Source organism: Anaeromassilibacillus sp. Marseille-P3371 (genome assembly GCF_900169665.1).
Taxonomy (GTDB): Bacteria; Bacillota; Clostridia; order Oscillospirales; family Acutalibacteraceae; genus Anaeromassilibacillus.
This window is the reverse complement of record NZ_LT835157.1, coordinates 2,880,039-2,892,193: the sequence shown is the minus strand read 5'-3', so window position 1 is coordinate 2,892,193 and position 12,155 is coordinate 2,880,039. Positions and strand designations below refer to the sequence as shown.

The 12,155-nt window shown below is 47.2% G+C and carries 11 protein-coding genes and 1 pseudogene; 9 read left to right on the top strand and 3 right to left on the bottom strand.

Annotated features, from left to right (window positions below):
* Positions 1-364 precede the first annotated feature (364 nt).
* From B9Y59_RS12110 to B9Y59_RS12100, 3 genes are all read left to right on the top strand, one after another.
* Positions 365-1,417, top strand: coding sequence for a dockerin type I repeat-containing protein (locus B9Y59_RS12110; protein ID WP_085533742.1), 1,053 nt, complete (start codon positions 365-367; stop codon positions 1,415-1,417).
* A 147-nt stretch (positions 1,418-1,564) separates the two neighbouring features.
* The gene (locus B9Y59_RS12105; RefSeq protein WP_085534631.1) at positions 1,565-2,233 is read left to right on the top strand and encodes an acyltransferase; all 669 of its coding nucleotides are present in this window, start codon (positions 1,565-1,567) and stop codon (positions 2,231-2,233) included.
* A 225-nt stretch (positions 2,234-2,458) separates the two neighbouring features.
* Complete coding sequence (locus tag B9Y59_RS12100) at positions 2,459-3,331, top strand: pyridoxamine kinase (RefSeq protein WP_085533740.1); 873 nt, start codon at positions 2,459-2,461, stop codon at positions 3,329-3,331.
* Between the two features lie 143 nt (positions 3,332-3,474).
* On the opposite strand, the gene B9Y59_RS12095 is transcribed toward B9Y59_RS12100, so the two are convergent.
* The gene (locus B9Y59_RS12095) at positions 3,475-5,001 is read right to left on the bottom strand and encodes a DUF6056 family protein (RefSeq protein WP_085533738.1); all 1,527 of its coding nucleotides are present in this window, start codon (positions 4,999-5,001) and stop codon (positions 3,475-3,477) included.
* A gap of 196 nt (positions 5,002-5,197) precedes the next feature.
* Between B9Y59_RS12095 and B9Y59_RS12090 the strand changes: the two genes are divergently transcribed.
* From B9Y59_RS12090 to B9Y59_RS12065, 6 genes and pseudogenes are all read left to right on the top strand, one after another.
* Positions 5,198-6,871 (top strand): FtsW/RodA/SpoVE family cell cycle protein, encoded by a 1,674-nt coding sequence (locus tag B9Y59_RS12090; RefSeq protein WP_085533736.1) that lies wholly within the window; start codon positions 5,198-5,200, stop codon positions 6,869-6,871.
* Between the two features lie 27 nt (positions 6,872-6,898).
* Positions 6,899-8,293: a penicillin-binding transpeptidase domain-containing protein gene (locus tag B9Y59_RS12085; RefSeq protein ID WP_054324420.1), complete on the top strand. Its 1,395-nt coding sequence runs from the start codon at positions 6,899-6,901 to the stop codon at positions 8,291-8,293.
* Positions 8,294-8,371: 78 nt separating this feature from the next.
* The gene (locus tag B9Y59_RS12080; RefSeq protein ID WP_082402244.1) at positions 8,372-9,178 is read left to right on the top strand and encodes a YoaK family protein; all 807 of its coding nucleotides are present in this window, start codon (positions 8,372-8,374) and stop codon (positions 9,176-9,178) included.
* Positions 9,179-9,332: 154 nt separating this feature from the next.
* Positions 9,333-9,575: pseudogene (locus B9Y59_RS16860) on the top strand (HAD hydrolase-like protein); the annotation flags it as partial.
* Between the two features lie 40 nt (positions 9,576-9,615).
* Positions 9,616-9,795 (top strand): HAD-IA family hydrolase, encoded by a 180-nt coding sequence (locus B9Y59_RS16855; protein ID WP_085533734.1) that lies wholly within the window; start codon positions 9,616-9,618, stop codon positions 9,793-9,795.
* A gap of 97 nt (positions 9,796-9,892) precedes the next feature.
* Positions 9,893-10,351, top strand: a complete 459-nt coding sequence (locus B9Y59_RS12065; protein WP_143255306.1) for a YgjV family protein — start codon at positions 9,893-9,895, stop codon at positions 10,349-10,351.
* A gap of 133 nt (positions 10,352-10,484) precedes the next feature.
* Here the strand turns inward: B9Y59_RS12065 and B9Y59_RS12060 are convergent, their stop codons facing one another.
* A complete protein-coding gene (locus B9Y59_RS12060; protein WP_158089026.1) occupies positions 10,485-11,309 on the bottom strand; it encodes an FUSC family protein in 825 nt (274 codons plus the stop codon).
* An 8-nt stretch (positions 11,310-11,317) separates the two neighbouring features.
* Complete coding sequence (locus tag B9Y59_RS12055; RefSeq protein WP_054324415.1) at positions 11,318-11,983, bottom strand: HAD family hydrolase; 666 nt, start codon at positions 11,981-11,983, stop codon at positions 11,318-11,320.
* Positions 11,984-12,155 lie beyond the last annotated feature (172 nt).

Genomic DNA, 12,155 nt, shown 5'->3' with positions numbered 1-12,155 from the left:
TTACGAAATGCTTCGAAACAACTGTGGATATGTTCACTAAAATTGTGTTTTGAAAATCTTCGTTTTGTCCAAAACAGAGATTCTAGTTAGAGAGGGCTTTCTTTCGTTGACAGGGGCAATTCCTAGGATTATAATGGGAACCAGAAAAAGGAAAACAAATGAAACAAACTGTGCTTATAAGTCTCGTGGCAAGGATTGTCACGCCTTTTCAATACAACTCCTCCCCAAAAAGCGAGAACCGGGTTTAACCCGGTTTTCGCTTTTTCTATTTCTTTTTTAAAGAATGCGTCGAAATACTTCACGGAATCCCCACATTTTTCTACCAACCTTTACTATATAGGTAAGGGAAAGGGGGTGCCTGATTGTGAAGTCGAAGCGAATCCGGCGATTTGGGATTGCGGCTTTATTCTGGACCGTATTATTGTTTACAGCGGCCGCGTGGTACAGTGCTGCGGTCTCTGGCGGAGAAGAAGTTGACCCACCGGATCTCAACCAAATTGAAAGCCCTTATCTGTTAGAGGACAACCGTGCTCTATTCCCCTGTGAGGATGGAAGCTATGTGGCAGTCAGTACAGAGGGGACAAAGCGTATGTATGTGGTGAAGCTCTGGAGAACCACTGCGGGGTGGGAAGTGCGCCTGAGTGCTGCACTACGGCCTGGTTTTCGAAAAGTTTTTTGTGTAGACCAGGATCTTTACTTCCTGATGGATGTCACCGATGTGATTGAGGAGGGAAGCGGTACAGATGCGCCAGCAATTCAAATTATCCGCTATCATATGGAGGATGAACAGACAGAGGCAAGAATCATTCGCAATGCTGTCTGCGACTATGACCGAACCTGCCGTGTGGAATCCGGAGGAAGAATTTTGCTGGTACATGCGCCATTATTGGATGAAGTCAGCGATCTGACGCCGGTTCGAGTCTATCAATTCGATAGCTCCGAATACGTCTTGTTACCACAGGAGGAGTTTCCTCAAGAATCCGAAGAAGGAGAAAGTTCACAGCCTTCCGAGAGCGGAACGTCTTCAGAGGAAAGACCGGAGCAAACCCTCTTATATCTGTTTGACGGTCCGATTACAGTATCGGAACTGGAAGAGTCCTACACAGAGCATACCGGCGTTGTCCGTGTGACCGGAACCGATGGACGAATAAAGACATCCGGACGTGTAGCAACCGGCGACCTTATGGAAGTGTTGATTGATGGTCAAGTCAGTGATCGTGCCGTCGCTTGTATTCCAGGGGATATAACCGGACGAGGTAAACCCAGCTCCGCGGACACACAGTTGTTATATGAATATTTGACAACCGGGTGCTATCTGAGCGATGCAGAGTGGAAAGCTGGAGATTTGAACTGCGATGGTATACTCAGTACCGGGGATTTACTTCTTCTCAAAGAAATGGTCTGGAAACAGGGATAATCTATTTTTTGGATGATGGATTCAGAGGACCCTACCAAATTCCCGTTGACCTGCACGGAGGAACATCCTATAATAAGGAAAAACAGAAAGCATTTGGGGGACTTCTCCTTCCAAATGCTTTCCCAATAAAGGAGCATCTTTTACATGATGGAAAATCTGTTTATTCGCAGTCTGTACGATCTTTCTCACACAGCAGCGGCAACCTATTTGGAACAATACACCTATCCGTGGGAGGCATTAGCCGGGATAGGAGAGTTTATTCTTAAGCTGGGCGAGACTCTCTCTACAGAGGAATATGAAAAGCGCGGAGAAGATATCTGGGTGGCGAAAAGTGCCACGATATTTCCGACCGCTTATATTCATGGACCAGCAATCATTGGGCCCAATACAGAGGTACGACAGTGTGCATTTATTCGTGGAAACGCTTTAGTCGGTGCAAATTGCGTAGTGGGAAACTCGACGGAACTCAAAAATGTCATTCTATTCGATTGCGTACAGGTACCACACTATAATTATGTGGGGGACTCCATTCTTGGCTATAAGTCGCATATGGGCGCAGGTTCCATCACCTCGAATGTTAAATCGGACAAAACGCTGGTCACAGTATGTGTGGGCAATACTCGCATAGAAACTGGACGCAAGAAATTCGGCGCAATGCTTGGCGATTTTGTAGAGGTGGGTTGCAACTCGGTACTGAATCCTGGAACAGTGATCGGCCGCCACACCAATGTTTATCCGCTTTCTATGGTGCGAGGCTTTGTGCCGGAAAATAGCATCTATAAGCGTGCGGACGCGGTTGTACAAAAGGTCGAATAGACGGTGCTCGATCCGCCAGCGTTGCAAATATTTCCCAAAAAAGTTTCGATCTCTTTACATTTTTCGCCTTGACGGAGGCTGCCTTTTCGTCTATGCTTAAAAGCCTACGGCCAGGGCCATACGCCTGAAAAGAATGGGGAATTTTCAGGGAATCCCGCCGTAAAATACAGAAAGATAGGACCTTGCGTAATAGGCGCGAGGGGGGCGGCGCCCCGGTATTTGGCAATGAGACAGAAAAAAGTTGCAGCCATTCACGATATTTCCGGATTTGGAAAGTGTTCCTTGACGGTCGTGCTCCCGATCCTCTCCGCAGCGGGTATGGAGACGAGCGTCATGCCGACGGCAGTACTTTCTACTCACACAGGCGGCTTGGGAAATTGTACATACCGCGATTTGACGGACGATATGCGGGCATATGCAGCACATTGGAAAAGCCTCCATCTTTCCTTTGATGCGCTATACACCGGGTTTCTTGGATCTGCAGAGCAGATTGACATTGTGTCCGAAATTGTGGATGATTTCCGCACAAGTGACACGTTGGTGATGGTGGACCCGGTTATGGCGGATAATGGGAAACTATATGCCACCTGTACGCCGGAAATGGCACGTGGGATGAAAAAGCTCTGTAAAAAAGCGGATCTAGTCGTTCCGAATCTGACGGAAGCCGCCTTTTTACTGGGTGAGGAATTCTATGATGGACCATATGACCGAGCCTATATTGAGGGAGTACTGCAACGCCTCAGCGAAATGGGGCCGCGTTTGGTGGTGTTGACTGGCGTGTGGTTTAGCCCCGGATTGCTGGGAGCAGCTGGTTTAGATCGTGATACTGGCCGCGTCACGTATGCTTTCTCGCCTCGCGTGGAAGGGGCTTATCATGGGACAGGGGACATCTTTGGAAGCGCCCTCTTGTCTGGACTGCTCAGTGAAATGAGTCTGCGCGACGCAATGCAGTTGGCGGTTGATTTTACTTGCGGTAGTATCCGCCGTACCCGAGAAGTTGGAACCGATCGCCGCTTTGGCGTGAATTTTGAGGCGGGTCTTCCTCGCTTTATGGAAGAGTTGGGGTTGGTCCCTGTGAGTTATCGAATGGCACGATAAGGGAATAGATACGAATATTCCAAATAGTGAATCCCCTGGGAGAGGTATAACCTTTCTTAGGGGATTTCTGTTATTTGTAGTAATAAGTGGAACGGAAGGCTCTTACGATAGAGCCATGTGAAACCACCTAGTTATTATTCTCATTAAGGTTCATCCGTCGTCTGAACAGCCACCGAATGTAGACCATAATAGGAAGCGAGCACTTGATTATGCCAGTTTTCGGGATCTTCTGAAATATCTTCATAGACTAGAATAGAGGGAGCAACCGAAAGAGAAGAGACAAGGACATCCTCCCCTTTTTTATCAAGAAAGGCAGCTTCGCGTTTATCCCATTCTTGATCGTACTGCTGTGCTTCGCCAGATAGCAAAGAAAGCGATGCGTCAATACTCACAGGGAGATGCTGGATGGCGGGCATCCCATCAGGACCTTTGGATATAGAACATAATCCTATGCAAGAAATCATAAAAATTGTGGCCATCACAACAAAATAACGCCAAGGGTGCAATTTGGTTCTATTCATAATATATTGATGTAAAGGGTTTTCCGGCCATTTTCGAGAGATCCAGCCACAAATGTAATAAAGATCAATCAGTAAAAACAAGTAGGAACTGGCATAGATGATATTTATAATCCGTTCAGGTAAGCTAAAACCCAACGCATAGAATGGAGGAGTAGCTTGTGCGCAGTAAGTGCAAAAAGAAAAGCTTAAGACAAGAATTGGATGTGAAAAAGAAAAGGAACTTTTATTTGCAAAATGGAACAAAATAGGCAAGAGAAATATCCAAATGCAGATAGCTGGAACAGTAAGGACATTCGACAAGCTATAAAGTCCATACAGGAAAGAGAGCAAAATTGCTTTGATTGCACTTGGTTCCCCCACCGCATTTTGACGTATCATATTTCCTGGAGATAGAATACTAATGAAAAAAGGAATGAAAACTGCCATTAAAATGCAACACATGGTGATGAGCTCCACTTTTTCTCGTTTCCACCCCAAGAAAACAACCAAGCAGACCAAAAGAATAGTCACACACAGGGCCGTTGTATAATTCCCTCCGCCAATCATAATGGCAAGCAAGATACAGATACCGGACATAACCACACGCTTATATATTGCTTTTTCTAAGAGAAGCTTTAGGATGCATCCGAATAAAATGAGAGATAACGAGTAGAAAAATGTATAATAAATACCACCGTTAAACCAATATAACCCTTCGGCAGGAGCATAAAAGTACTGTATAGTAAGGATGAGTAGCAAAGAAGCCGTTATGGAATAACTTGCGAATCCCATGCCCATATAAGATTGTAATAAAATCTTCAAAAAGAATGCAGTTGAAAATACTTGAACCAGGATTAAAAATAAAGGTCCTAGACCATAGAATTGCGCTCCAAAAATTGCAGGTTGTAATGCCATGAGGAATACAGCAAAAAAACTCCCCTGCCAATCTTGATAGCGCTGCATGGACTGTTCCCAAGCAGCCCGAATAACATCTGGCACGGAATGAGTGGTTGCCCAGGTTTCTGCCGTGATAGCCCCAAACGAAAAGTCATCAGCGGAAGGATGTGCATATTGAGTAATCCATAAAATAGGAACTAATGAAAATAAAAAAAGAACAAAACACAAAAGTCCGATATAATTCCAAGTGTAGCGCTTTCCCGGTTGGTCCATTTCACGATCTCTCCTATCCAAGTTTTTAATATCCATATCACAATTAAGTATAAGAAAAATTAGCTAAGACTTCAAGGAATATTCCATATAAGTTTGAGGTTACAAAACCCTTACGATTGAATCGGTGCGGTTTACTTTGCAATTTTTTGCTAGTATAATATACTGTACCCAAATGAAAGAAAAAGGAGGCCGGCCAATGCTGGACAATCCTATCATACAGAATGTACTTTCCGTAGCACTGTACCTGTTGCGGATTGCAGTGCCGCTGCTCTCCATCGTAGTGGTATGTCGTTGTTTCCATTCGTTGAAGGCGGGACGGCGGCGGGAGGAACCTGTAGTCATCCTTCAGGATATGGTGACAAAGGAGATCCTTCCTGTGCTGTATTGGGAAAATTCCCTGGGACGCAGCCGCAGTTGTGATATTGTGCTGCACGACAGCACCGCCAGCCGGGATCATGCCGTCCTGATGCGCAGAGAGAGCGGATGGATTGTAACAGACACAAATTCCAAGGCAGGAACGCGCGTCAACGGGAAAAAGGTTGAGAACCGTGCACAGGTTTTGCCCGGCGATGTGATTACATTAGGTTCTACTTCTTTGATGCTCAAACGCACCAGCGAGGCAAAGAATCTGAAGGTTCCCAAACGCCGGCGAGTGCATGCGGCGTCCCCTTTTGGACTGCTGTTTACCGTGATGTTGGTTCAGGTTATGCTCTGTATAGAAGTATGTTTTTCCAGCGAACCATTCAATTATATGCCCTTCATTCCTTTGGGGGCACTTGTTATAATGGAATGGGGACTTTATCTCTATTCGATGAAAGCGCTCAATCGGGTGAGTTTCGAGCTAGAGACGGTAGGTTTTTTGCTTTCTGGAATTGGTATTATGTTGCTCTCTGGAACAGGCGTGGAGAAGACATATGTTCAATTGGGCGCCCTGCTCTTGGGAATCGTGTTGTTTTGCGTCATGATTTGGTTTATGAATGATTTGGAGCGAGTAATGCGCTGGCGTTTGGCTATTGCAATTGGCGCCATCGTATTATTTGCAATCAATCTGTTGTTTGCATCTGAAAATCATGGTGCAAAAAATTGGATTTCCCTCGGGCCAATCAGCGTTCAACCATCTGAGTTCATCAAGATTGCATTTGTATTTGTTGGGGCGTCCACGCTCGACCGGTTACAAACGGCGCGTAACCTTTCCGGCTTTATTCTTTTTGGAGGAGTGTGTTTGGGCGCCCTGTTCTTGATGCGTGACTTTGGCACAGCTTGTATTTTCTTTGTGACATTTCTCATTATTGCCTTTATGCGGTCTGGCAGCGTGCGGACGATTGCGCTGATCTGTTCGGCTGCTGTATTTGGCGTGTTTCTGATTTTAAAATTTAAGCCGTACATTGCACAGCGTTTTGCCGCTTGGAGGCATGTATGGGAGTTCGCCAATGAGGCGGGCTATCAGCAAACACGGGTTCTCACATATACGGCCAGCGGAGGGTTCTTTGGCGTTGGAGTAGGAAATGGATATTTGAAAAGCGTATTTGCCTCCACCAGCGACCTGGTGTTCGGTATGATCTGTGAAGAACTGGGTTTGATTTTGGCGATCACAGTTGTGGTAGCCATCGCATTGCTGGTGTTTTATGCGCGTTCCGATGTGACGCGCAGCCGGTCGACATTCTATTCCATTTCCGCTTGTGCGGCGGCCGGAATGATGCTTTTTCAGACGTGCTTAAATGTCTTCGGCGCCACAGATGTCCTACCACTCACCGGTGTAACCCTCCCCTTTGTCAGCCTGGGAGGGTCCAGTATGGTGGCAGTTTGGGGACTATTGGCATTCATTAAGGCCAGCGATGAACGCACTTATGCGGTACGAAAACGAAAATAGATGCAGCGGTAGAAAGGCGGTGCGCCAATGAAGACAACCGGTACCCGATCCTTAATTCTATTCCTTCTCACGGGAGGATTTCTTGTAGGGTTGGTCATTTTCCTGGCTTCCCTTGTAATGGAAGGCGGGAACTGGGCGTTTCAGCCCTACAATAAGCATCTGGCAGGCGGTGGACAGCTCTCCTATGCGGGGGATGTTCTCGATCGGAACGGCACAATTTTAGCTCAGAGTAAGGACGGCGAAAGGCTTTATAACGACGATGAAATGGTACGCCGTGCAACCCTCCATGCGGTGGGCGATACGATGGGCTATATCTCTACAGGAGTACAGTACAGCTACCGCTCTGAGCTGGCAGGTTATAACATTTTTACTGGTTTGGCGACCCCTACGGGCAAAACCACGGGAAATGACATCCGGTTGACCCTGGATAGCAATTTAAGCAAGGTTACCCTGCAGGCATTTGGAAACCAAAAAGGTGCAGCAATCCTATATAATTATCGAACGGGCGAGGTGCTCTGTATGGTGAGTTCCCCCACCTTTGATCCAGGTAACGTTCCTGCGGATTTGAATACGGATACCAGTGGAAAATACGAGGGGGTGTACCTTAACCGGGCGCTATCGGCTTCCTATACCCCTGGATCTATTTTTAAGATTGTTACGAGTGCAGCGGCGATTGAGAATATTCCCGATTTGGAAAGCCGTATCTTCGATTGTCCTGGGGAGATCACTGTAAATGGCAATAAGGTCACCTGTTTAAGCCGTCACGGAAAGATTCACTTCCAGGATGGCTTGGCGAAATCCTGCAATATTGTCTTTGCCGAGTTGGCTATGGAGTTGGGCAAGGAAAAGATGACGGCAGAGGCCGCTTCTATGGGGTTTAATCGCAGTTTTGATCTGGATGGGATTCCAACCAGTAAAAGCCAGTACGATGTGTCCGAGGCGCAGGAGAACGATCTTGCATGGAGTGGTGTGGGGCAGTACACGGATCTCACCAATCCCTATCACATGATGCTTTTGATGGGGGCAATTGCAAACGAGGGTACGCCGGTCAAACCCTATCTGATTGAAAGCATTACTACTCACTTTGGGCTGGTGACAAAGGCAGGCCGCACCCAGAAGGACAGCCAGCTTTTGCAGGCGGACACAGCGGCAAAGCTTAAAGAAGTTATGCGCTATAACGTGACAAGCGAGTACGGAGACAATATGTTTCCAGATATGGCGGTCTGTGCAAAGACCGGTACTGCCGAGGTCGGCGGAGGCAAAAAGCCAAACGCTTGGATGGTGGGATTTTCTAGCAATGACCGGACGCCGTATGCCTTTGCTGTGGTGGTTGAAAATGGGAACTCTGGAATTGGTGCAGCCGGTGGGGTTGCTTCGGCAATGATGGCGGAGGCGGCGAAGATTCCGGCGGTCAATTCGTAAAAAAGGCCCTGGCCGCGTATGAGGCCGGGGCTTCTTTCATGATGGAAGTTTATTGATGATTAATGAGGTGGGAAGAACATGGGAAAATGGAAAGCAAAGACACAGATGTCGGAATCCATGGCATTGGCAATTTTTTTAACGTTGGCTGGCGGTTTTCAAGATGCTTATTCTTATAATTGCAGGGGAAAAGTATTCGCCAATGCGCAGACAGGAAACATCGTTCTGTTGGGACAGAATTTAGCTATGGGAAACTGGTCGATGGCCCTGCACTATTTCATGCCTCTGGCTGCCTTTATCTCTGGCGTATATGTGACCGAGTGGGTCCATCAGAAGTATCGGGACTATCGAAAGATTCATTGGCGCCAGATCGTGTTAGTTGCAGAAGTGCTTTTATTGGCAGCCGTTGGATTTATGCCGCAGTCGGTCAATATGTTGGCCAATGTGTGTTTGTCCTTTGCTTGTGCCATGCAGGTCAACAGCTTTCGAAAGTTTAAGGGGTTACCCTGTGCAACAACGATGTGCATTGGAAACATGCGCAGCGCCACAGAAATGCTTTGTAAGTTTCATATCACGAAGGAAGCTTCCCTTTGGAAAAAGAGTAAGCAGTACTACCTGGTGATATTCATCTTTGCTGTTGGCGCAGCAATTGGGGCGCTTATGAGCTTTCAATTTCAAGAACACGCCATTTGGATGGCGGCTGTGCTACTATTAGTGGGGTTTGTATTGATGTTTATTCGGGAGGATATTGAGACAAATCCCCAAATTGTAAACGAGTGGGACGTAATCAAGGAAGATGCTGAAAAATTGGGAGCGGCTGTTAAAGAGAATTTAGCCGAAGAGATACAGGAAATTCAAAAGGGCACGCATGGGGATTCCAATCCATAAATCTCTGGCGCCGGAATCTTCCAGAGCAGGTGCCTAGATCAAATTTTATATTGCGAATGTTTTGGGGTGATCCCAGATTCACTGTGAGGGACTGTTCTTCGACTGCCGTGAAAGAAGCACCCAACCATGAAGCACAGAGTTTAGAGGGCCAGCCATCTTTCCGGAAGAATTCCGCACAATCGTCGGCGATGGGGCGGACACGCAGATGCGTCGTATGCTCACACATGTAAAAGGGTCTTTTACCGAGGAGAAACTCCTCCACTTGCGCACCATATATAATGGATATTACGCTGCCGATCCCACGGACCGAATTCAGCCGTACGACGGGATGGCGGAGACGCTCCAACAACTTCAAAAGAAAGGAACTCAACTGGCGGTACTTTCCAATTCCCCCACGCATGGACAACCTTTATCATTGAAAAACGTTTGGAGGCAAGCTGTTTCACTGCTGCTATGGACAACGCGAAGAAATTCCCAAAAAGCCTGCGCCGGATGGGGCGTTCCATATTGCGAAAGAGATGGGTGTTGCTCCTGGACAGTGTCTTTATATCGGAGACACCAATACGGATATGAAACCGGGTGCTGCAGCTGGAATGGACACAGCGGGCGCACTGTAGGGGGTCCGCGGCCATGGGGAGCTAGAAGTAAACCACGGGGTCTATCTTTTGAAAACCGATGGATCTATTATAAATTGTCGAATGTGTGGATGGCGGATTGCTTATCATAGGAAATGGGATCTCGTTCGTAGCGGCTATCTTTATGGTCGCCAGCTGTGTGGTAAAGAGAAAAAGAACCATTTTTCTCTGTCAGTTTCTGGAATGTGCTCTTCTGGCGGTTGCCTCTGTCTTTTTTGGCGCATTGGCCGGTATGACAACGCTCGTGTTCAGCGCAATTCGGAACTTACTCGTAGCAAATGATCGGTATACGAAACCGATGATGACCGTTTTTCTGATACTTACCATTGTTGCAGGGGTTCTGGCGAATACGCGTGGCCTAGTGGGCCTCTTGCCGGTCTTTGCCACCGTGGAGTACACGATTTGTTGCCACTATATTGTGGGAGAGAAAGCGACCAAATGCAGTATCTTTGTGAATGTTCTGCTATGGGTCATCTACTCGTTTTTGATCTGTGATTTATCTACAGCTGTCAGCGATACAATTGTGCTCCTCTTGTAGATGCAGTCGCGATCATTCGATTGTTTCAAAGAGAATGGATGGAACGAAAGGCAGTTTCTACAGTAGATGACAGCACCTAACACAAGCCCCGTGCTAAGAGGAATTCTCCATAGCACGGGGCTTGTTCGTCGTTTTAAGTCTCTTTACAAGTATCGTACAGGTCTGTAAGGCGTTCCAGATGATAAGAGAAAACCGGATAAAGCGGGCTCTCCTTGGGAACTGGTCGCTCTTCCAATTCATCAATACTGATAAGCTCATGTAAAATCTGCCGGTAAGTCGAGATTTTGCACGAGATCTGAAAAACCTCTTCGTCGTTTCCACGAAAAAATTTCGTCTCTCCAATATAGTGTTCCACTGCAATGGAGAGCGTACGGATGGCATTGTTTACTGCCAAAACATCGATGGGATCACCCGTGGAAGCAAAATCAATGGATTCCTCTACGAGGCTGCGCAGATCCGTATAGGTACGCTTAATACGTGCCACATAATTGGGGGGCATTACAATGATATTGACCAATAATGCGATTGCGACGCCGATTAGTACCTCCAAACAGCGCTGCCCGGCATAGAACCAAGGGTCTGTTCCGCGATAAAGGACAACAATTGTAAAAATCAGGCAAGCCAAAGGCGCCGCGCCATTGAGTTTTAACATATGACAGAGATATAATGTCAGGATGACGCCGATGCCGCATAAACCAGCATTTCCGGGCAAGGCCATCGCAAAAGCAGCTCCGATTGCAGCCCCAATTACAGTACCCAGCACCCGGTTTTTACCGCCGCGAATGGAAATATCAATGGATTTTCCCATGGAGATGACCGTAGCAGCCACCGCAAAAAAGGGGGTGTCCAGCATCATCCAATAGGATACCACCACACAGAGTGTAGCGGCAATGCCTGTTTTAACAATCCGTAGCCCCATACCACCGCTAGCTTTTAAGAATTTTTTAATCCGTTCCATGGTATCCCTCATTTGTCGCCAACGACAATTTTTAATAGATCCATCGGTTTTTCCAAAAGATAGACCGCGTGGTTTGCTTCTAGCTCCCTGCGGTCGCGGAACCCCCACAGTGCGCCAGCTGTGTCCATTCCAGCTGCGGCGCCCGTTTTCATATCCGTATTGGTGTCTCCGATATAAAGACACTGCCCAGGAGCAACACCCATCTCTTTTGCAATATGGAGCGCCCCATCCGGCGCAGGCTTTTTGGGGATTCCTTCGCGTTGCCCATAGTAGCAGCGAAACAGCTTGTCTCCAAACATTTTTTCAATGATAGAGACTGTCCATGCGTGGGGTTTATTGGAAAGTACCGCCAGTTGAATTCCTTTCTTGTGAAGTTCCTGGAGCGTCTCCGCCATCCCGTCGTACGGCTGAATTCGGTCCGTGGGATCGGCAGCGTAATATCCATTATATATGGTGCGCAAGTGGAGGAGTTCCTCCTCGGTAAAAGACCCTTTTACATGTGTGAGCATACGACGCATCTGCGTGTCCGCCCCATCGCCGACGATTGTGCGGAATTCTTCCGGATCGATTGTCGGGTAACCGCAAGCCTGAAGCGCGCGGTTTGAAAAGTTGGCAATCGAATACAGCGTATTTGCCAGGGTTCCGTCCAGGTCAAAAATACATGCCCGATACAAACAATCACCCTTTTTCTATTGGAATGTTTCTCTATTTTACTCAATTTTAACCGGTTTTGCAAGTTTCCGACCCGCCTTAGATTCGCTTTGGCGGCTCAGGGAAAATGCGCCGTTCGACGGCAAACGCAGAATCTCTTTTCAATCGAACCAAACTGTGCTAAGATGAGTTTAT

Coding starts and splice junctions, on each gene's coding strand:
- B9Y59_RS12105 (WP_085534631.1), top strand. CDS start 1,565: ATGGAAAATCTGTTTATTCGCAGTCTGTACGATCTTTCTCACACAGCA.
- B9Y59_RS12100 (WP_085533740.1), top strand. CDS start 2,459: ATGAGACAGAAAAAAGTTGCAGCCATTCACGATATTTCCGGATTTGGA.
- B9Y59_RS12095 (WP_085533738.1), bottom strand. CDS start 5,001: ATGGACCAACCGGGAAAGCGCTACACTTGGAATTATATCGGACTTTTG.
- B9Y59_RS12090 (WP_085533736.1), top strand. CDS start 5,198: ATGCTGGACAATCCTATCATACAGAATGTACTTTCCGTAGCACTGTAC.
- B9Y59_RS12085 (WP_054324420.1), top strand. CDS start 6,899: ATGAAGACAACCGGTACCCGATCCTTAATTCTATTCCTTCTCACGGGA.
- B9Y59_RS12080 (WP_082402244.1), top strand. CDS start 8,372: ATGGGAAAATGGAAAGCAAAGACACAGATGTCGGAATCCATGGCATTG.
- B9Y59_RS12060 (WP_158089026.1), bottom strand. CDS start 11,309: ATGGAACGGATTAAAAAATTCTTAAAAGCTAGCGGTGGTATGGGGCTA.